The sequence below is a fragment of the Sphingobium sp. CFD-2 genome (assembly GCF_024611135.1).
GTDB lineage: Bacteria > Pseudomonadota > Alphaproteobacteria > Sphingomonadales > Sphingomonadaceae > Sphingobium > Sphingobium fuliginis.
This window is the reverse complement of the sequence record NZ_CP084405.1, coordinates 1,099,404-1,119,617: the sequence shown is the minus strand read 5'-3', so window position 1 is coordinate 1,119,617 and position 20,214 is coordinate 1,099,404. Positions and strand designations below refer to the sequence as shown.

Below are 20,214 nucleotides of genomic sequence, written 5' to 3'. Positions count from 1 at the left end.
AAGCAGCATGACATTGCCACGCACCGGCGCCGCCGAATGGGTTGCGTCGCAGGCATCCCCCTGGGACACGGTCAATCTGATGGCGCGGCTGCTTGACGCCGGCGCCTGCCGCTTCCTGATCGAGGACCGAGACCTGACAGCGCCCCCGGGAAGCTGCGCGGACGGCGCCTGCTATCTGGTCAAGGCGACCGCGACCGGCACATGGGCGGGGCATGACGGCAAGTTGGCGGTGGCGATCGGCGCGAATGCCTCGAACGGATGGCAGTTCATCACCGTCGCGGTAGAGGGCATGAAGCTCTATGTCCGCGATGAAAATCTGGAGATCACGCACGACGGCAGCGCGTGGTCGTCATCGGCGGTACTGTCTGCCCCATCAGCGACGATCCAGGCGAGCGAAGCGCTTTCGGCTGGGCAGGTGCTCAATCTCTACACCAGCGGCGGCGCGGCGCGCATCCGCAAGGCGAACGCGACGGACAGCAGCAAGCCCGCCAACGCCTTCACGCTGGCCGCGATATCGAGCGGTGCAAGCGGGGCGATCTACTTCGCCGGACAGATCATCACGGGACTATCCAGCCTGACGCCCGGCACCACCTATTATCTCGATACGACCGGCGGCGCACTCACCGCGACCCCGCCATCCAGTTCCGGCAATGGCGTGCAACAGGTCGGCGTCGCCCTGTCCGCGACCACGCTGCTGTTCAACCCGCAAACCATGATCGAGGTATAATCCATGAAGCGGATTCTTTCCCTGCTGCTGGCGCTCGTGCTGGCGGTTCCTTCCTTTGCCGCCGAAACGCCGCTGGTCATTCAATCCGGACAGATCAAGAAGCTGCCCAGCGCCACCGCGCTCCAGCTCAATGCCCCGACGACCGCGAACAGCAGCCTCAACCTGCCGCACGGCACGGCGCCGACCTCGCCCAATGACGGCGACTGCTGGACGACCACGGCCGGCCTATACTGCCGGATCAGCGGGGCGACAGTCGGCCCCTATGCCACCGGCCTCTCCTCGATCGCGGCGGATAGTGTCGTCGGCAACTTCACCGGATCCTCGGCGGTGCCGACCTCCGGGGCCGTGCCGAGCTGCTCGTCGGCCGGCTACGCCCTGACCTACAACACCGGCACGCACGCTTTCGGATGCAGTGCGATCGGGTTGTCGGCCATCGCGGCGGACAGCATCCTTGCGAACCTGACCGGCTCGTCGGCCGTCCCGACCGCCGCGACGCTGCCAAGCTGCTCTGGCTCCAACGACGCGCTATATTACGACACGACCACGCACACGCTGGGCTGTCACGCGCCGTCCGGCGCGGGCGGCGGCACGGTCACCAGCGTGGCTACGTCCGGCCTTGTCACCGGCGGCACGATCACCGGCAGCGGCACGATCAGTCTGTCGTCCATCAGTGCGGGCTATGTCGTCGGCAACTCGACAGGGTCATCGGCCGTCCCGACCGCATCGACGCTGAGTGCACTGATCGACCAGGCCATCGGATCGACGCAGGGACAGATCCTCTATCGCGGCGCGTCTGCATGGTCAGCGCTGTCGCCTGGAACATCTGGCCAAGTTTTGACCACTGGGGGCGTGGGGGCGAACCCATCCTGGGCAGCGAGTGGAGGTAGCTCAAGCGAGGCAAGCTTCACAGCCCCTCCGACTGCATCCAATTGGACCCAGCAGAATTTTGACGCCACAAAGACTCACCTAGCGGACTTCAGCAGCCCCGTCACAGGCGTGAGAATTTACGAAGACATCTACGCATATGGAAATTCCAACATATTGCGAGCCGCGTTGAGGCCGATCGCCGGAACGCACTGGCAAGTGACGGCTCGCCTTCGTAGGCACACCCGCGTCACAAGCTATATGGCTTGGGGCCTTGTCGTTCGAGATTCCGCGTCCAGCAAGTCTGTTATACTCGGGTTCGATTGGGAGGCGGGCGGCGTGGGCGGCGTCCGCATGACAAACGATACTACATACAGCGCATTTATCTCCTTCGGCGGCAATCAAATTCCCTACCCATCAGATATTTGGATGCGGCTCAAATATGATGGCACGGATTGCAACATGTATCACTCCTACGATGGCGTGTATTGGACGCGCACGGCGAGCTATGCCGGAACGGCGCTGTGGGGATTTTTAACAAACGCTGCCACGCATGTCGGTTTTGGATACAATGCAAACAACTCCGGCGGCACTGATCTTGGGCAAGAGGTTGATCTGCTTTCATGGTCCGAACAGTCGTTGCCATGACGCGACGCGCCCTCCCTCTCACTTAATCACTAATTCGGGGGCAAGACATTGGACATGAAGGATCTGGCTGATGCAGCAGCAAATAACGGCTGGTGGCTGGCCCCTGGCATTGTGGGCCGCCTGATGTTTCACAGCAAGGAGGTCCAGGCGGGCCGGCGGCGCTTCTGGGGGCGGGAGATGTTGCCGGAAACCTTCATCGCGGTCGGCATGGCCATGATCGGCAACGCGCTCGGCACCTATTGGGATCTGCCGGGCCCGGTGTCCGCTGGGCTGATCGGCGCACTCTCCTATCTCGGGCCGCGCTTCATCGACACGGCCGGGGCCAATATCCTCGAACGGTTCAAGAGACGCCGTCCCTGACGGCCACTCACCCTCATTTTCAACCGAAGCAAGGAGACGGCTATGCGGCCGATCGATGAATGGCGCTCGTGGTGGCGCATGTCGTCCGTGCGGATCAGCGCGGTGGCGACGGCGGTATGGGCCTATCTGCTGGCGAACCCGGAGACGCTCAACCAGGTCCTGGCGAGCATCCCGCCCGACCTTCGTGACCTCGTCGCGCCGGCTGCTCCCGTGGCGATCTTTGTGCTGGTCACGATCGCCCGCGTGACGAAGCAGGAGCCGCCCGATGCCCGCAAGTAAGAAGCAGGCCGCGGGCGGCGGGCTGGTGGCGATCGTCGGCTCCGTCACTGCCGCCCTGCTGCTGACCAACGTCCCGGCGGAGGAGAGCGGGCGCAAGGTCGCCGTGGAGATCACGCCCGATGGCGCCGCGACGGTCCGCCATATCAGCGGCAAGCAGTATCTGAGGGCCTACCTCGATATGGTCGGCGTGCCGACGGCATGCGACGGCCTGACCAGTTACCATGGGCGCAAGATCAAGATCGGCGACCAGTTCACTGAACAGCAGTGCGCGACCATGCTGGAAGAGGAACTGGTCGTCCATGCCCGCGGCGTGATGCAGTGCACGCCCGGCCTCGCACTTACCATCCCCGGCCGGGACCGGGCGCGCTTCGCCGCCGTTTCGCTCGCCTATAATGTCGGCGTCCCGCGCTATTGCACCTCGACCGCCCGTCGGCTGTTCAATGAGGGGCGGATCGGCCCGGCATGCGATGCCATCCTCATGTGGAAAAAGGCGGGCGGGAAGATCGTCCCCGGCCTGGTCGCGCGCCGCGGAAGGGAGCGCGCCGTATGCGTGAAGGACGCATGACCGCGATCCTGGCCGCCGCCGCTGGCGGCTTCTTCGTCGGTGCGGGCGCCGTGATCGGCTGCATCGCCATCGTCGCCTCCGTCATCTGGAAGGATCTGCGCGGCGGCTCATCCCATCAACAGCAGGAGAAGACCGATGTTCGGAATTCGCATCATCTCGAAATCGAAGCTCAATGAACTGAAGGCCGCGGCTGCGGCCGGCCTGGTCATCGCCCCGACCGAAGCCGCAAAGGCCGTGCTGCTGCTCAAGCAGACGGAGATCGGCGGGGTTATCGCCAACGACATCGAGGCCATGTCCTCAAAGGAAATGACCGGCTCTCAGAAATTCGAGGCGGTGCTGGCGAACACCCTGCCGCTGGTCGCGAGCTTCCTGGCTGGCAAAGGCCTGTCCGTCGCGCTGAACGAAATCGAGGACATCGGGCGGGCGCTCGTTCAGTCCCTCTATAACGACTTCAAATCGACCACCGCCGGCAAGATCGCCACTGCGATCCTGAAGCTGTTCAAGCTGATCGTCTGAACTGCCCGGAGGTCCTTCACGCCCCTAGCGAATCGGTCTGCGTTCTGTTTATGTTCTCACCATGGACAACGAACATGACGATGACCCGAGAGCAGCGGAGAAGGCGGTAGCCGCGTTCTTCCACATCAGCCGCTCGGAGCGCAAGAAGGCGCAGCGCGACAAGCCGAAGGGCGACTTCCTGCACCATCGGGCGAATACCGATTGGTGGAACCACGGCAAGGGCAAATACTGAGCGGCGATGCTGCCGTCTCCTGCCTCGATCGCCATCGTGGGCGCGGATCTTCCGACCGGGCGCGCGGCGCGGCGCCGGGCGGAGATCGCGGCCTGCCGCCCCGGCGAGCGCCTGGAGTTCCGGCGGGAACCGGGGATGCGGGCCGGCAAGCGCATCGTCGGCGTCTATTCGCCGCGGGGCGTCCAGATCGGCTATGTGCTGCCCGCCCAGGTCGACCGGGTCGCCGGACTGGTGTCGATCGCGCGGGCGATCTTCGAGCGGGAGGATAGCTTTGGAGCTGTTGCCCGGGCGACGTTCGACGGCAGTGCGCCATCGCTGCCCCAGCCTGCACCAAGCCGCCGGATCGAGCCGCCGCGCGAGCCGGTGGATGAATATTGCGACATCTTTCCGGCACGGGCAGCGGGCTAGGCGCCCTCTTTCAGCAGGGCGTCGATAGCGAGCTCATAGGCATCGATGGGATTGATGGTGCCGGCAACCTCGTCGGCCGCCGCGATCATCGCATCCAGCGCCGCTTCCCAGGTCGGCGTGGCCAAGCAGCAGCGCTTCATTTAAAACACCTGCCCCTTTTCCTCCATTCTCGAAGCTGCTCATTCAGACATTTCGCACGCTTGGCGGCAATTGAAAAATCGCTTCCCAATGCCTCTGATCCCACGGGGCATTTCTGGCCTAGCCTCTCGGCTGGCGGCCTTGCCCAGCTTGGGATCTCCCAAAACCATGCCACCTTGCCACCCGCCAATTTCTTCGCTCGAAGATATGCGGGCCTAACCTCACGGCGACCAGGTCGCATTGATGCATCCAGTCCCTCCTGCGCCATACATCTGATCGCATCCAAAATCTCTTTGGAGGGTTTGAACCATTCACCCATAATTCGATGCGCAGCGAATGTCGCGTGATAGTGCCGCTCGACATCCCTTGATCCTCGAATTGCCAGTCGCAGATGAACAGGCTCTGGGATGCTCACGGCAAAATCGCCGAGCCTCCTTTTCAGGTTTCGGGTGAAGCCAATCTTGATTGGCCCATCCTCACCCCTCTGGATGAAATAGACTAGGGACGCAGCTCGATCTGCGGTATCATTGGCCATCGATTTCCATTCCGATAAAAAGGGTAAGCTATTGATCTGATTTAGGGCAACAAATGCCGAACATGCCGGAATGGGCGTTGAAAACATTGGCGCCGCTGTGGACTTAAAATCCGCCTCCCCCTGGGAATGCGGGTTCAAGTCCCGCCGTCCGCACCACAGCCTTTCACGGCATCTTTTCCGGTTTCCAGCGCTTATCGCTGGATATCCGCTGCATTTGTGGCGATGATCGGTCATGGCCGGCGCGATCAACCCACAGAGCTTCAGCGATTCCCTCGTCATCCTGGGGGCCGCGGGGCTCGTCATCCCCGGCTTCGCGCGGCTGCGGATCAGCCCTGTCATCGGCTTCATCCTCGTCGGGCTGGCGGTGGGGCCGTCGGGATTGGGCGCTTTGGTGGGCCAATATCCCTGGCTCTATCATGTCACCATTTCCAACAGGGCGGCGATAGAGCCTTTTGCCGAACTGGGCGTCATCCTGCTGCTTTTTTCCATCGGACTCGAACTCAGTTTTCGTCGTCTCTGGACCATGCGGACACAAGTATTCGGCGTCGGCGCGGCAGAATTGATCGGCGGCGGTACGCTGATTGCACTTGGCCTTTACTTGCTGGGCCAGCCACCGGCAGGCGCTTTCGGCCTGGGCCTTGCGCTGGCGCTGTCGTCCACGGCCGTGGTGCTGCCGATGGTGGGCACGCAAAGCGCCGTCGGCCGCGCGGCCTTTTCCATGCTGCTTTTCGAGGATCTGGCCCTCGTCCCCATCATCTTCATGCTGGGCGCGCTTGCGCCCTCGGTCGCTGCCAGTCCGGACGGCCCGTGGGGCGAACTGGCCGACACGCTGATCAAAAGCGGGATCACCATCGCCATCATGCTGGTCCTTGGCCGCCTCTGCCTGCCGCATATCTTCAGCCAGGCCGCCCGCACCAAGAGCCCGGAGGTGTTCCTGGCCGCCAGCCTGCTGGTCGTCATCATATCCAGCATGGCGACCTCGATCGCCGGCCTGTCTCCGATCGTCGGCGCGCTCCTCGCCGGGCTGCTGATCGCGGAAACCGATTATCATGGCGAGGTCGAGGTCATGACCGCGCCGTTCAAGGGACTGGCGCTCGGGGTCTTCCTCATCACCGTCGGCATGGGCCTTGACGTGCGCGTCATCCTGGCCAACTGGCCTACGCTCATTTTGGCGATGGTGGGCGTGGTCCTTGCCAAGACGATCGTCACCGCGGCCCTGCTCTACCTGTCGGGCGCGAGGAAGGGCGTGGCGCTGGAAGTCGGCGTGCTGATGTCCAGCCCTTCGGAAACCACATTGATCGTATTGTCCGCCGCCGCTGCGGCCCAGTTGATCCTTCCTTCCACCGCGGCTTTCTGGCAGATCGTGACCGCTATCGGCCTTACCATCACGCCGCTGCTCGCACGGCTGGGACATGACATTGCGCGGCGGCTGGAAATGGCGCTGGGCGAAGAGGCGCCGGAAATCAACGAAGACCATGCCGAGGCGGCCGCCGTCGTAATCGGCTTCGGGCGCGTGGGGCGCATGATCTGCGACCTGCTCAACCTGCACAAACAGCGTTTCATCGTCGTGGAATCCGACCCGGACGTCGTCGCGGAAGCTCGGCGCGGAGGATATCCCATATTGTTCGGCGACGTGTCCCGCACCGAAATGCTCGACAAGCTTCGTCTCGGCCATGCACGGGCCCTGATCCTGACGATGGACGATCCTGTCCTGTCGGTTCGGGTGACGAAGCGTGTGCGGGGATGGGTGCCCGATCTGCCGATCATCGCGCGCGCACGGGACACCGATCATGCGGCCCAGCTCTATCGCGCCGGGGCCAGCGATGCGGTTCCGGAAACGCTCGAAAGTTCGCTCCAACTGGCGGAGACCGCGCTGGTCGACCTGGGCGTGGCGATGGGACCGGTGATCGCCTCCATCCACCAGACGCGGGAGGATCTGCGCATGGGCATCAAGGATGCCGCGCAGCTCGAAACCGCGCCCAAGCTGCGGCGGCTGCGGGCCGATGAGGTGCCTTAGGACGGACCTTGCGGTGGGCTGAAAACCGACCAGCCGGTGCGATGGGCCAGTTCTTCGAGCGCCAGCGTGCCAAGCTGGCTATTGCCATTTTCGTTCAGACCAGGCGACCAGACGGCAATGGACGCGCGACCCGGCACGATCGCCAATATGCCGCCGCCTACCCCCGACTTGCCGGGAATGCCGACGCGGAAGGCGAAATCGCCCGAAGCGTCATAATGGCCGCAGGTCAACATCAGGGCGTTGATCCGCTTGGCCCGGCTGGATGAAACGACCCGTCCCCCCTCGGGATGCCGGCCATCGAGCATCAGATAGCGGCCCGCAAGTGCGAGTTGACGGCAACTCATCTCGATCGCGCATTGGTGAAAATAGGTGCCAAGCACCAGATCGACCGAATGACGGATATTGCCGAAGGCGCGCATGTAATTGGCCAGCGCCATATTGCGAAAGCCGGTCGCCGTTTCCGACGCCGCGACGGTTTCATTGATGGCGATGCCGTCGTCGCCCGCCAGATAGCGGACGAAGCGCAGCATTTCTCCAATCGCGACGCGGGGTTGATGACCGCCCAGATTGACGTCCGCGACGACGACGGCGCCCGCGTTGATGAAGGGATTTCGCGGTATGCCCTGTTCCTGCTCCAACTGAATGATGGAATTGAAGGCGTTGCCGGACGGTTCCCGCCCTACCCGCTGCCAAAGCTGATCGCCTATCTTGCCGAGCGCGAGCGTCAGGGCGAACACCTTGGAGATGGACTGGATCGAAAAGCCGGTGGCGCAGTCGCCTCCCTCGATCAACCGGCCATCGGCGGTTGCGACAGCGATGCCGAACTGGCCGGGATCGACCTTGGCCAGTTCCGGAATATAGCTGGCGACCGTGCCGCGATCTTCCCGGCTCGCAGCATGAGCGACGATGTCGGCAATGATCGCGGGCAAGTCCATGAACAGATCGGCGTCCCACCAGGCAGGGTTGGATGAAAATGACTTGATAGAACGCCGCCGGCTCCTGCCCAACATAGCTGGGCAGGAAATTCTGAAAAGGGCTATGTGCTGCTGGCAGGACGGGCGGCACGATGAGCCATCCGCCTCAATCCCACAGCCTCAAGCCGTCGCCTTGGCCAATGCCCGATATTTGTGGAGCAGCGGTTCGGTATAGCCGTTGGGCTGCGCCACGCCCTCGAAGACCAGGGCGCGGGCCGCCTGCCAGGCAAGGCTGTCCGGGTTGCCGCTCATCGGCCGGTAGAGCGAGTCGCCCGCATTCTGGGCATCGACCTTGGCGGCCATGCGGGTGAAGGCGGCGTCGGCCTGTTCCGCCGTGCAGACGCCGTGAAGCAGCCAGTTCGCCATATGCTGCGAGGAGATGCGCAGCGTGGCGCGGTCTTCCATCAGGCCGATGTCATGGATGTCGGGAACCTTGGAGCAGCCGACGCCCTGATCGATCCAGCGGACGACATAGCCAAGGATGCCTTGCGCGTTATTGTCCAGTTCCTGGGCGATTTCCTCTTCCGACCAGTTGCGGCCCGGCTGCGCGACCGGAATGGCCAGCAGCTTGTCGAGGGGTGCGATGGCCTCGGCCTTGCGTTCCGCCTGGCGGGCGAAGACGTCGATGCGGTGATAATGAGTCGCGTGCAGCGTCGCCGCCGTGGGGGACGGAACCCAGGCCGTGTTGGCGCCGCTCCTGGGATGGCCGACCTTCTGGTCCAGCATGTCGGCCATGCGATCCGGCGCGGCCCACATGCCCTTGCCGATCTGGGCGCGGCCCGACAGGCCGCAGGCGAGGCCGATCTGGACGTTGCGGTCCTCGTAAGCCGCGATCCAGTCGCTGGTCTTCATCTCGCCCTTGCGGATCATCGGGCCGGCGCGCATCGATGTGTGCATCTCGTCCCCGGTGCGGTCCAGGAAGCCGGTGTTGATGAAGACGATGCGGTTCCTCACCGCCTCGATGCAGGCGGCCAGATTGGCGGAGGTGCGGCGCTCCTCATCCATGACGCCGACCTTCAGGGTGTGGCGGTTGAGACCCAGAAGGTCTTCGATGGCGTCGAACAGGCGGTTGGTGAAGCCGACTTCTTCGGGGCCGTGCATCTTCGGCTTGACGATATAGACGCTGCCGGTGCGGCTGTTGCCGCCTTCACGCTTCAGATCATGCAGGGCGATCAGCGTGGTGACGATGCCGTCGAGAATGCCTTCGGGCGCTTCCTGCCCGTTGGCGAGCAGGACGGCGGGCGTGGTCATCAGATGGCCGACATTGCGGACGAACAGCAGGCTGCGGCCCGGCAGGCTGAAGGTGCCGCCGTCGGGGGCGGTATAGCCGCGGTCGGGGTTGAGGGCGCGGGTCATCATGGCGCCGTTCTTCTCGAACGTGTCGGTGAGGTCGCCCTGCATCAGGCCGAGCCAGTTGGAATAGGCGGCGACCTTGTCCTCCGCGTCGACGGCGGCGACGGAGTCCTCGAGATCGCAGATGGTGGTGAGCGCGGATTCGAGGATGACGTCGGCTATGCCCGCTGGATCGTCCTTGCCGATGGGGTGCGCGCGATCGAAGACGACTTCGATGTGCAGGCCATTATGGCGGAAGAGTCGGCCCTTCTCGCTCCGTCCGAGATATTGGCCGGGATCGGCAAGCTGGATGTCGTCGCTGGCGAGCTTGGCCCAGGAGCCGTTGGCGAGCGGTATCGCTTCATCCAGGAAAGCCTTGGCCCAGGCGATGACCTGCGCGCCGCGCTGCGCGTCATAGCCCTTGCCGGCCGCCGCGCCGGGAATCGCGTCGGTGCCGTAGAGCGCGTCGTAGAGGCTGCCCCAGCGCGCATTGGCGGCGTTCAGCAGGAAACGGGCGTTGAGGATGGGAACGACCAGCTGCGGTCCGGCGAGGCGCCCTATTTCCTCATCGACATTTTCGCTGCCGATCTGAAACGGCGCAGGTTCGGGGACGAGATAGCCGATGTCGCGCAGGAATGCCTGATAGGCGGCAGCGTCAACAGGCTGGCCCGCCCTTTCCCGATGCCAGCCGTCGATCTGCGCCTGGATCGCGTCGCGCTTGGCCAGCAGCGCCGCATTTTCCGGCGCGAATTGCGCGAAGATCGCGGCGGCGCCACGCCAGAAAGCACCGGCATCGATGCCCGTGCCGGGAAGCGTGCGCTCCTCAATGAAGGTGGCGAGTTGCTGCGCGACCTTGAGGCCCGCGCGATCGGTCATGCTGGTCATGGGATGGTCTCCTTTGGGCGGGACCATAGACGGGGCGCATTATGCGCGGTAGATGATATTATTCGAATTCAGATTTTCCTCTGGTGAAACAAATGATGGACCCGGATTATGATCTTTTCGCGACGATCGTCGACGAAGGCGGCATGGCGGCGGCGGGACGAAGATTGCATGTCTCGCCCGCCATGGTGTCGAAGCGGCTGGTCCGGCTGGAGGATCGGCTGGGCACCCGGCTGATCCACCGGACGACGCGGCGGCTGGCGCTGACTCCGGCCGGCGAACGGCTGCATGAAGACCTGCGCGCGATCATGGCCGCGCTGGACGCGGCGGAGCGGCGCGTCTCCGGCGCTTCGGCGGAGGCGACAGGGACGCTGCGGGTATCCGCGCCGACATCCTTCGGGCGCATGCACGTCGCACCCTATCTGGGCCGGTTTCTGGAGGCGCACCCCAAGGTCCGGATGCAGATAGATTTGTCGGACGACTATGCCGACCTGCTGGCGACCCGCGCGGACCTGGCCATCCGCATCACGGCCGATCCAGGCCAGGGCCTTGCCGCTCATCGGCTGGCGACCAACCGGCGCGTGCTATGCGCTGCCCCCGATTATCTGACGCGCTTCGGCATGCCGCAGACCGCCGCCGATCTTCGCAAGCACCGCCTGCTGGCGGCGGAGGGACAATTGCCCTGGCGCCTGCTCGGACCCAGGGGCCCGGTCCTGATCGAAGGCGACAGCCATGTCCGCACCAACAGTAGCGAAATGGTCCGGGAACTGGCGCTTTCCGGGGTAGGCGTCGCCCTGCGCTCGCTCTGGGACGTGAGCGACGCCCTGGAGCGGGGCGATATTCGGCAGATCATGCCGGATCATGAGGGATCGGCGGATGTCGGCCTTTATGCCGTTCATCTGCCACAAAATAATCCGCCACTCGCCATCACCGCCTTCATTGATTTTCTTGTCGGACTATATGCCCCCAGCCCGCCATGGGAGCGGTCGGGCATTGCCCGCGCGGAAAAGCGGCTTTAAGGGCCATTTCATGGACGAAAACACCCGGCGCGCCGCCCTAGACTATCACCGCTATCCGCAACCCGGAAAGCTGAGGATCGAACCGACCAAGCGCATGGTCAACCAGCGCGACTTGGCGCTGGCCTATTCGCCCGGCGTCGCCGCGCCCTGCGTCGACATTGCCGCAGATCCCGAAAAGGCGATGGACTATACCGCGCGGGGCAATCTGGTCGCGGTGATCTCCAACGGAACGGCAGTGCTGGGCCTGGGCTCCATCGGCGCGCTGGCCTCCAAGCCGGTGATGGAGGGCAAGGCTGTCCTCTTCAAGAAATTCGCAGACATCGACGTATTCGACATCGAAGTCGACACCACCGATCCCGAGAAATTCGTGGATGCCGTCGCCCTGCTGGAACCGACCTTCGGCGGCATCAATCTGGAGGACATCAAGGCGCCGGAATGCTTCGCCATAGAGGCGGAGTTGAAGAAGCGGATGAACATTCCGGTCTTCCACGACGACCAGCATGGCACCGCCATCGTGGTAGCGGCGGCGGTGCGCAATGCACTGGTGTTGCAGGGCAAGACGCTGGCGGATGCCAAGCTCGTCACCTCCGGCGCGGGCGCGGCGGCGCTGGCCTGCGTCGACCTGCTGGTGTCGATGGGCCTTCGACAAGAAAATGTCACGCTGACCGACAAGGACGGCGTCATCCATTCGGAACGCGAGGGCATGTTGCCGAACATGGCCCGCTATGCCCGCACCACCAATGCGCGGACCCTGCCCGACGTGCTGCCGGGGGCGAACCTGTTCCTGGGCCTTTCCGCGCCCGGCGTGCTGAAGCCCGAATGGCTGCCGCTGATGGCCCCCAATCCGCTGATCTTCGCGCTCGCCAATCCGGAGCCGGAAATCCGCCCCGAAGTGGCGCGGGAGGCGCGGCCCGACGCGATCATCGCCACTGGGCGGTCGGATTATCCCAATCAGGTCAACAACGTCCTGTGCTTCCCCTATATCTTCCGGGGCGCGCTGGATGCGCGGGCGACCGAGATCAACGAGGCGATGAAGGTCGCCGCCGCCGACGCCATCGCCAATCTCGCCCGCATGCCCGCCCATGACAGCGTCGCCCAGGCCTATGGCGGGCGCAAGCTGGTGTTCGGGCCGGACTATATCATCCCCACCCCCTTCGACCCGCGCCTGATCGCGGAGATCGCCTGCGCCGTGGCAAAGGCGGCCATGGACAGCGGCGTCGCCAAGCGGCAGCTCGACCTGGAAGCCTATAAGCGACAGCTCACGCAGCAGAATACGCGGTCGGCCCAGTTGATGCTGCCGGTGTTCGAGGCAGCGCGGGGAACGCAGCGGCGCATCGCCTATGGCGAGGGCGAGGATGAGCGCGTGCTGCGCGCCATTCAGGATGCGCTGGACGAAGGCATCGTCCGCCCGATCATCGTGGCGCGCCGGCGCATATTGAACCAGAAACTGCCCGACCTCGGCCTCAGCTTCGCGCTGGATCGCGATGTCGAGGTGGTCGATCCCGAAACGGACCATCTGCTGATGGGCGAACTGGTCGAGGCGTATCGCGCCGTCGCCGCGCGGCGCGGCGTTTCCTCGGCAGAGGTCGTGCGCCATGTCTACCGCCGGCCCAGCGTCACCGCGGCCATGCTGCTGCGCACCGGACGGGTCGATGCGGCGCTGGTGGGCGGCAACAGCGAATATTGGGGCGAGGTCGAGCATGTGCTGCGCATCATCGACCGCACCCCGGGCAACAGCCGGGTCTATGCGCTTTCCGGCCTTATCCTGGACGCGGGCGCGCTGTTCATCACCGACACCCATATGGTGCCCGATCCCACGCCCGACCAGATTGCGGAAATGGCGCTGCTCGGCGCGACTGAACTCAAGCATTTCGGGCTGACGCCGCGCGTGGCGCTGCTGTCGCATTCCAATTTCGGCGCGTCCCATTCCCCCAGCGCCCGCAAGATGCGGGAGGCGCTCAAGCTGGTGAAGAAGGCCGCGCCGGAACTGATGGTCGATGGCGAGATGCATGCCGATGCAGCGCTCAGCCAGGGATTGCGCGAGCGGCTGATCCCGGATTCGCGGTTCGAGGGGCCGGCCAACCTGCTGGTCATGCCCAATCTCGACGCGGCGAACATCACGCTGACGGCGTTGTCGGCTTCCTCCAGTTCGCCCACGGTCGGGCCGATGCTGGTCGGTCTGGCGCAGCCGATCCATGTGCTGACGCCCGGCGTGACGGCGCGCGGCATCCTGAACCTTACCGCCATAGCCGCGGCGGAGGTGGAACGGGAAGGCTGAAGCCTTAACCTTTTTCTGCAATGGCTTGGGCTGCTACTGGTCGTCATCCCCGCCTCCGCGCGGATGACGACGATCTGAGGTAACGGACGGTTCATGGCGGGACGGGTTTCGACGCGGGTGAAGCTGGCGATCGGCGGCGGTGCGGCGGCGGTGATGCTGTTGCTGGGCCTGTCGTTCGGCCGCGGGCGCGATCTCCCTCCGCAGGGCAGGACAAGCGCTCAAAGGAGTGAAGCGCCGAAGCCGGCCAGGTCATCCCCACAGGTCGAGCGCACCCGCGCCCAGCCCCTCGCGGTCGATCCGCACGCCCTGATGGTCAGGCGGGTGCTCCCCATCGAAGGCCCCTTCCGCCATGGCGATTATGTCTGGGACGAAAGCGGCGCGCCGGCGACCGGACGGGTCATCATCACCGTTGACCTCAAGGCGCAGACATTGTCGGTATTCCGCGCCGGTTATGAGATCGGATCGGCGGTCATCCTCTATGGCGCGGACGACAAGCCCAGTCCCCTTGGCGCGTTCCCGATCACGGAAAAGGACGCCGATCATTATTCGCGGACCTACAACAACGCGCCCATGCCCTACACGCTGCGCCTGACCAGCGACGGCGTGGCGATCCACGGCAGCGACGTCCAGTGGGGCAATGCCACCCATGGCTGCATCGGCGTGCCAAAGCCGTTCGCGAAAAAGCTGTTCGGCGTGACCAAGGTGGGCGACCTGGTCGTCATCACCAATGGCAGGATGCTGGACACCAGCCAGGCCCGACAAGCCATGTGAGTTGCGCAACTTATTGGCGTAATTGCAATAAAGTCATGTGAACATAACTTGATTTCAATCCGCAACTCTATCATGTGCGGACGGCATTCCTATCGCATCGCAACATGGAGCAACCGATGGCGCAGGCCAGCCGCGCGGTTCACCCCGCTCTCGTCATTCTCGCGCTCTCCATGGGCGCCTTCGCCATCGGCACGACCGAATTCGCGGCGATGAGCCTGCTGCCCTTTTTCGCGGGCGATCTGCGTATCAGCGAACCCATGGCGGGCCATGCCATCAGCGCCTATGCGCTGGGCGTGGTGGTGGGCGCACCGCTGATCGCCGTGCTGGGCGCGCGGCTGCCCCGGCGGAAGCTGCTGATCGGGCTGATGGCATGGTTCGCGATAGGCAATGCGCTCAGCGCCCTGTCGCCCGACTATACGACCATGCTGTTGTTCCGCTTCCTGAGCGGTCTGCCCCATGGCGCCTATTTCGGCGTCGCGGCGCTGGTGGCGGCGTCCCTGGTGCCGAATGACCGGCGCGCGCTGGCGGTGGCGCAGGTGATGACGGGCCTGACGGTCGCCACCGTCGTCGGCGTGCCGGTGGCGAACTGGACGGGGCAGGCGCTGGGGTGGCGCTGGGGCTTTGGCATCGTGGCGTTGCTGGCGGTGATCACGGTGACGCTGGTGGCGATCTATGCGCCGCGCGACGCCGGCGATCCGGAGGCCAGCCCGATGCGCGAACTGGGCGCGTTGCGCGAACCGCAGGTGCTGCTGACGCTGCTGACCGGCGCTATCGGCTTCGGCGGCCTGTTCGCGGTTTACACCTATGTCGCCTCGACGATGATTTCCGTGACCCATGTGTCCGAGGAGTTGGTGCCGGTGGTGCTGGCGATCTTCGGCATAGGCCTGACGATCGGCAATCTGGTTGCGGCATCGGCAGCGGACCGGGCGCCGAATCGGACCGCTATCGGCGTGCTGCTGTGGAGCGCGGCGTCGCTGGCGTTGTTCCCGCTGATGGCCGGCAATATCTGGAGCCTGTCGCTGGTGATCTTCCTGATCGGCTGCGGCGGGGGCCTGGGCAGCGTGTTGCAGACCCGGCTGATGGACGTGGCGGGCGATGCGCAGACGCTGGCGGCGGCGGCGCATAACGGCGCCTTCAATGTCGCCAATGCGCTGGGACCATGGCTTGGCGGGCTCGCGATCTCGGCCGGCTACGGCCTGACATCGACCGGGTGGATCGGCGCGGGATTGGCCTTGGGTGGCTTGGCGGTCTTCCTGCTGGCCTTGAACCTGCGCCAAAGGTCCTTGCGCTTGGCGGCGGTAGCCTGCGAGTAAGTCCTTCAACATCCCGCGTTCCGCCGTTCGCCGGAGCATGACAGGGTCCGAAGCGTCTAGTCCGACTCGCATAGCAGCCCGCCACCACTGTCGCGGGCCTGGAAAGCCGATGCGGCGTCGCTCGCCACGCGGGGGAAGCTGACGCCTTCGAGGGAGCCCCTTCCCTTGCAGACATTCGCGCAATTCATGTCGACAACGCCCGGCAGCGATAGTTGATCGCCGTCATATTGGGCCACCACGATGCAATGATCGCTATGGGAGAAGCTGAGGATCAGCTTGTCGCCCGCTGGCCGCGCGGAGCCCCTGCCCGCACAGCTCTGATCCTCCCCGAAGGTCGCCTCCAGGCCGAAGCGATAGTCACCGTTTTTGGCCGGGATCACGCAAAGCGCATCGCGACCGGCTTCGTGATTGCGCTGGTAGAGGCCGATGGCAGGCACCTTGGCCGCATCAGCGATCACGCCGGTTTCGATCGCTGCGCGTTCGAGGCCGGAACTGATCTGCATGCCGGTTTCGCGCGGCCCCTGCGTGGGCGCAGCCTCACGCTGGCACGCCGCGAGCAACAGCAATGCGGCAAGGCTAGTCGGCCGCATCGACAGCTGTCAGGCCTTCCGGGCCGATGCGGCGGAAGAAGCAGGAGCGCGCGCCGGTGTGACAGGTGGGACCGGCGGGTAGAGCCTTCACCCAGACAGCGTCCTGATCGCAATCGATGCGAAGATCGCGCACCTGCAACATATGGCCGGACGTCTCGCCCTTCTTCCAGAGCGACTGGCGGCTGCGCGACCAGAAATGCGCAAGGCCGGTATCGCGGGTAAGCCGAAGCGCCTCCGCATTCATATTCGCGACCATCAGCAGTTCCCCGCTGTCCACATCGGTCACGACGGCTGTGATCAGGCCGTCCTTGTCATATTTGGGATTGAGGGTCAGGCCCCGGTCACGTGCTTCGTCCATGAAGGCGGCTATAGAGGGCGGTGGCGCTCATGCGAAGCCCTGAATGATGAAGAGCCGTCGCGGGAAAGAAGGAGAGCAGTTTCGACTGGCTGAGCGCGAACCAAGTTCGAAGGCGACCGGGCGCCCCTCACGCAAATTCATCCAGCGAAGAAGGAAAATGGGGCGATCGACGGGATCCGAACCCGCGACCTCCGGTACCACAAACCGGCGCTCTAACCAACTGAGCTACGATCGCCACAGGGGCTGTGCCCCTTGAGAGAAGGGCCACATATGCGGCCCTTCCCGCGCCGTCAAGCGGCCTGATGCGGAAAAAGCCGCAATGCCGAAATAAAAAGAAAAGGGGTGAGAAGCGTGATGCCCCCACCCCTTTTCATGCCCTGGAAGATCAGCGCGCATGAGAGCCCCGCTCCCTGCTGCCGCGCTCAAATCCGGCAGTCTCTCTCCGATAAAAATTCCGCCAACCGCGATGCCGGCTCGAAAACGGACCGAGGCGCTCCGCCGGGGAGCGCCCCTTGAAAATCCTTAGTTGACCGAGTCCTTCAGGCCCTTGCCGGCCTTGAACTTGGGCTGGGCCGAAGCCTTGATCGTCATCGTCTCGCCCGTGCGCGGGTTGCGGCCGGTCGAGGCCTTGCGCTGCGAAACGGAGAAAGTGCCGAAACCGACCAGACGAACCTCATCCCCCTTCTTCAGGGCTCCGGTGATGGCGTCGAAAACACCCTCGACGGCCTTGCTGGCGTCGCTCTTGGAAAGGCCGCTGCTTTCAGCGACTGCGCTGATAAGATCCTGCTTGTTCATGCCTTGGGAACCCCCTTCTAGCTGTTTGGATAGTTTAGGAATCGCGGCGTAGGCGGCGCAATAAGGCCCAGCTTTCGGGCCTTGTCAAAGGGAAAGCGGCGTCGGCGGCCGGTCAAGCAAGATTTTATGGTAAAAGCTTGCTGAATAGCCGTGCGACGCCGCTTTCATTAGTCAGCTCAGTGCCGAATGGACGCTTCCCCGTCCCGCCCCTGCGCCGGGTTCGGCTGGGCGGCAAGGTCATCCTCCTCGGTCCACGCGATCGCTTCCGGCTTGCTCATCAGTGCGCGGGCCAGCACCTCATCGACATGGGACACGGGAACGATCTCCAGCCCTTCCTTGATATTGGCCGGAATCTCCGCCAGATCCTTCTCGTTTTCCGCGGGGATCAACACCGTCTTGATGCCGCCCCGCAGCGCCGCAAGCAGCTTTTCCTTGAGGCCGCCGATAGGAAGGACGCGGCCCCGCAGCGTGACTTCACCGGTCATCGCCACATCCTTGTGCACCGGAATGCCGGTCAGGGTCGACACGATGGTCGTCACCATGCCGATGCCTGCCGAGGGGCCATCCTTGGGCACCGCGCCTTCGGGAAGGTGGATGTGGATGTCCTTGCGGGTGAAAATGCTGGGCTTGATCCCATAGCCGGGCGAGCGCGCCTTCACATAGGAGAAGGCGGCCTGGACCGACTCGTTCATGACCTCGCCCAGCTTGCCGGTGGTCTTGATCGCGCCCTTGCCGGGCACGGTCACCGCTTCGATGGTCAGCAGTTCGCCGCCCACCTCGGTCCACGCCAAGCCCGTCACCGCGCCGATCTGATGCTCTTCCTCACCCACGCCGTGGCGGAATTTACGCACGCCGGCATAGTCGGCCAGATTATCCGGCGTGATCGTCACCTTGTCATAGGCGCCTTCGAGGATCTTGCGCAGCGCCTTGCGGGCGAGGCGCGCCACTTCGCGCTCCAGCGTGCGGACGCCGGCTTCGCGGGTGTAGTAGCGGATCAGATCGCGAACCGCCTCCTCCGTGACGTCGAGTTCGCCTTCCTTGAGGCCGTGGGCGTCGATCTGCTTAGGCAGCAGATGCCGCTGGGCGATCTCGACCTTTTCATCCTCCGTATAGCCTTCGAGCCGGATGATCTCCATGCGGTCGAGCAAAGGCTGCGGCAAATTCAAAGAGTTGGCGGTGGTCACGAACATGACGTCTGAAAGGTCGACGTCGATCTCCAGATAATGATCCTGGAACTTGCTGTTCTGTTCGGGGTCCAGCACCTCCAGCAGCGCAGAGGCGGGGTCGCCGCGAAAATCCTGTCCCAGCTTGTCGATTTCGTCCAGCAGGAAGAGCGGGTTCATCGTCCCGGCTTTCTTGAGGTTGGTCACGATCTTGCCCGGCAACGAACCGATATAGGTGCGGCGGTGCCCCCGGATCTCCGCTTCGTCGCGCACGCCGCCCAGCGACTGGCGCACGAAGTCCCGCCCGGTCGCCTTGGCGATCGAACGGCCGAGCGAGGTCTTGCCGACGCCCGGAGGCCCGACGAGGCACAGGATGGGGCCCTTCAGCTTGTTGGTGCGCGCCTGCACCGCGAGATATTCGATGATCCGGTCCTTGACCTTTTCCAGCGCAAAATGATCCTCATCGAGGATCGCCTGCGCCTTTTTGAGGTCGGTCTTGACCTTGCCCTTCTTGCCCCAGGGCAGGCCCAGCAGCACGTCGAGATAGTTGCGCACCACCGTGGCTTCGGCGGACATGGGCTGCATGCCCTTGAGCTTCTTCAGCTCCGCCGTCGCCTTGGCGCGGGCTTCCTTGCTCAGCTTGGCCTTCGCGATCTTCTCGGTGAGTTCAGCGAGTTCGTCGCCTTCTTCGCCATCGCCATTGCCCAGTTCGCGCTGGATCGCCTTCAACTGCTCATTGAGATAATATTCGCGCTGAGTCTTCTCCATCTGCCGCTTCACGCGGCCGCGAATCTTCTTCTCCACCTGGAGCACGCCCAATTCGCCCTCCATGAAGGCGAAGACCATTTCGAGGCGCTTGACCGGGTCGGCTTCGACCAGCAGCGACTGCTTGTCGGCGACCTTGACGTTGATGTTGGCGGCGACGGCATCGGCCAGACGCCCCGCATCCTCGATCTCGCGCAACTGCACGGGGGTTTCCGCCGGCAGCTTCTTGTTGAGCTTGGCGTAATTTTCGAACTGCTCCGCCACCGAACGCATCAGCGCGGCGGCCTCCGGCCCTTCGGCGTCGATTTCCTCGACCGCCGTCACATCCGCGACCATATGGCCGTCGGCCTGTCCGATGCCGTCCAGCCGGGCGCGCTGCTTGCCCTCCACCAGCACGCGAACGGTGCCGTCGGGCAGCTTCAGCAATTGCAGCACCACGGCAATGACGCCGGTGTCGTAGAGCGAATCCTGGCCCGGATCATCCTCCGCCGGGTCGAGCTGCGACACGAGGAAGATTTCCTTGTCGCCTTCCATCGCCGATTCGAGCGCGGCCACGCTCTTGTCGCGGCCCACGAACAGCGGCACGATCATCTGCGGGAAGACGACGATGTCGCGCAAAGGAAGCAGGGGATATTGCGTAGTCATTCACTCTCCGGGGTGACATTCCACCCAGTCATGCGGTTCA

22 protein-coding genes and 1 tRNA gene are annotated in these 20,214 nt (G+C 64.2%); 14 read left to right on the top strand and 9 right to left on the bottom strand.

What is annotated here, in order from left to right:
- Positions 1-7: 7 nt before the first annotated feature.
- From LDB29_RS05260 to LDB29_RS05220, 9 genes are all read left to right on the top strand, one after another.
- Positions 8-727, top strand: a complete 720-nt coding sequence (locus LDB29_RS05260) for a DUF2793 domain-containing protein (RefSeq protein ID WP_257556397.1) — start codon at positions 8-10, stop codon at positions 725-727.
- A 3-nt stretch (positions 728-730) separates the two neighbouring features.
- Positions 731-2,239, top strand: coding sequence for a hypothetical protein (locus LDB29_RS05255; RefSeq protein ID WP_257556395.1), 1,509 nt, complete (start codon positions 731-733; stop codon positions 2,237-2,239).
- A gap of 54 nt (positions 2,240-2,293) precedes the next feature.
- Entirely contained in the window at positions 2,294-2,599 is a 306-nt protein-coding gene (locus LDB29_RS05250) for a phage holin family protein (RefSeq protein WP_257556393.1), read from the top strand.
- Between the two features lie 42 nt (positions 2,600-2,641).
- Positions 2,642-2,878 carry a hypothetical protein gene (locus tag LDB29_RS05245; RefSeq protein ID WP_257556391.1) on the top strand — a complete coding sequence of 79 codons (237 nt, stop codon included), beginning with the start codon at positions 2,642-2,644 and terminating at the stop codon, positions 2,876-2,878.
- Positions 2,865-3,443 (top strand): lysozyme, encoded by a 579-nt coding sequence (locus LDB29_RS05240; protein ID WP_257556389.1) that lies wholly within the window; start codon positions 2,865-2,867, stop codon positions 3,441-3,443. Before LDB29_RS05245 ends, LDB29_RS05240 begins: the two co-directional genes overlap by 14 nt.
- Entirely contained in the window at positions 3,440-3,619 is a 180-nt protein-coding gene (locus tag LDB29_RS05235) for a hypothetical protein (protein ID WP_257556387.1), read from the top strand. Before LDB29_RS05240 ends, LDB29_RS05235 begins: the two co-directional genes overlap by 4 nt.
- Positions 3,579-3,959, top strand: coding sequence for a hypothetical protein (locus LDB29_RS05230; RefSeq protein ID WP_257556385.1), 381 nt, complete (start codon positions 3,579-3,581; stop codon positions 3,957-3,959). The genes LDB29_RS05235 and LDB29_RS05230 overlap by 41 nt, the downstream gene beginning before the upstream one ends.
- A 61-nt stretch (positions 3,960-4,020) precedes the next feature.
- Positions 4,021-4,191, top strand: coding sequence for a hypothetical protein (locus LDB29_RS05225; RefSeq protein ID WP_257556383.1), 171 nt, complete (start codon positions 4,021-4,023; stop codon positions 4,189-4,191).
- 6 nt (positions 4,192-4,197) lie between these two features.
- A complete protein-coding gene (locus LDB29_RS05220) occupies positions 4,198-4,599 on the top strand; it encodes an HIRAN domain-containing protein (RefSeq protein WP_257556381.1) in 402 nt (133 codons plus the stop codon).
- Here the strand turns inward: LDB29_RS05220 and LDB29_RS05215 are convergent.
- Together LDB29_RS05215 and LDB29_RS29370 are read right to left on the bottom strand one after the other, a co-directional pair.
- Complete coding sequence (locus LDB29_RS05215) at positions 4,596-4,724, bottom strand: hypothetical protein (RefSeq protein ID WP_257556380.1); 129 nt, start codon at positions 4,722-4,724, stop codon at positions 4,596-4,598. The genes LDB29_RS05220 and LDB29_RS05215 overlap by 4 nt on opposite strands.
- 11 nt (positions 4,725-4,735) lie before the next feature.
- Entirely contained in the window at positions 4,736-5,272 is a 537-nt protein-coding gene (locus LDB29_RS29370; RefSeq protein WP_373886334.1) for a GIY-YIG nuclease family protein, read from the bottom strand.
- A gap of 232 nt (positions 5,273-5,504) precedes the next feature.
- On the opposite strand from LDB29_RS29370, the gene LDB29_RS05210 reads away from it, so the two are divergent.
- Complete coding sequence (locus tag LDB29_RS05210) at positions 5,505-7,289, top strand: cation:proton antiporter (RefSeq protein WP_044662091.1); 1,785 nt, start codon at positions 5,505-5,507, stop codon at positions 7,287-7,289.
- Here LDB29_RS05210 and LDB29_RS05205 read toward each other — a convergent pair.
- Positions 7,286-8,224 carry a glutaminase gene (locus LDB29_RS05205; protein WP_099185790.1) on the bottom strand — a complete coding sequence of 313 codons (939 nt, stop codon included), beginning with the start codon at positions 8,222-8,224 and terminating at the stop codon, positions 7,286-7,288. The genes LDB29_RS05210 and LDB29_RS05205 overlap by 4 nt on opposite strands.
- A gap of 159 nt (positions 8,225-8,383) precedes the next feature.
- Positions 8,384-10,480: a malate synthase G gene (locus LDB29_RS05200; protein WP_257556375.1), complete on the bottom strand. Its 2,097-nt coding sequence runs from the start codon at positions 10,478-10,480 to the stop codon at positions 8,384-8,386.
- A gap of 92 nt (positions 10,481-10,572) precedes the next feature.
- Here LDB29_RS05200 and LDB29_RS05195 point away from each other — a divergent pair, with 92 nt between their 5' ends.
- The 4 genes from LDB29_RS05195 to LDB29_RS05180 all read left to right on the top strand — a co-directional run bounded on the left by LDB29_RS05195 (position 10,573) and on the right by LDB29_RS05180 (position 15,858).
- Positions 10,573-11,496, top strand: coding sequence for a LysR family transcriptional regulator (locus tag LDB29_RS05195; protein WP_025549823.1), 924 nt, complete (start codon positions 10,573-10,575; stop codon positions 11,494-11,496).
- A 10-nt stretch (positions 11,497-11,506) separates the two neighbouring features.
- Positions 11,507-13,774, top strand: coding sequence for an NADP-dependent malic enzyme (locus LDB29_RS05190; RefSeq protein ID WP_025549824.1), 2,268 nt, complete (start codon positions 11,507-11,509; stop codon positions 13,772-13,774).
- 93 nt (positions 13,775-13,867) lie between these two features.
- On the top strand, positions 13,868-14,545 hold the full coding sequence (locus LDB29_RS05185) for a L,D-transpeptidase family protein (protein ID WP_025549825.1): 678 nt from the start codon (positions 13,868-13,870) through the stop codon (positions 14,543-14,545).
- A 116-nt stretch (positions 14,546-14,661) separates the two neighbouring features.
- Positions 14,662-15,858 carry an MFS transporter gene (locus LDB29_RS05180; protein ID WP_025549826.1) on the top strand — a complete coding sequence of 399 codons (1,197 nt, stop codon included), beginning with the start codon at positions 14,662-14,664 and terminating at the stop codon, positions 15,856-15,858.
- A gap of 56 nt (positions 15,859-15,914) precedes the next feature.
- Here the strand turns inward: LDB29_RS05180 and LDB29_RS05175 are convergent, their stop codons facing one another.
- From LDB29_RS05175 to lon, 5 genes are all read right to left on the bottom strand, one after another.
- Positions 15,915-16,448 carry a hypothetical protein gene (locus LDB29_RS05175; protein ID WP_025549827.1) on the bottom strand — a complete coding sequence of 178 codons (534 nt, stop codon included), beginning with the start codon at positions 16,446-16,448 and terminating at the stop codon, positions 15,915-15,917.
- On the bottom strand, positions 16,435-16,806 hold the full coding sequence (gene hisI / locus LDB29_RS05170; protein WP_257556359.1) for a phosphoribosyl-AMP cyclohydrolase: 372 nt from the start codon (positions 16,804-16,806) through the stop codon (positions 16,435-16,437). The genes LDB29_RS05175 and hisI overlap by 14 nt, the downstream gene beginning before the upstream one ends.
- Positions 16,807-16,964: 158 nt before the next feature.
- A tRNA-His gene (locus tag LDB29_RS05165) sits at positions 16,965-17,041 on the bottom strand.
- Between the two features lie 287 nt (positions 17,042-17,328).
- Positions 17,329-17,601 carry an HU family DNA-binding protein gene (locus LDB29_RS05160; RefSeq protein ID WP_007688799.1) on the bottom strand — a complete coding sequence of 91 codons (273 nt, stop codon included), beginning with the start codon at positions 17,599-17,601 and terminating at the stop codon, positions 17,329-17,331.
- A 176-nt stretch (positions 17,602-17,777) separates the two neighbouring features.
- Entirely contained in the window at positions 17,778-20,174 is a 2,397-nt protein-coding gene (gene lon, locus LDB29_RS05155; RefSeq protein WP_025549829.1) for an endopeptidase La, read from the bottom strand.
- Positions 20,175-20,214: the final 40 nt, after the last annotated feature.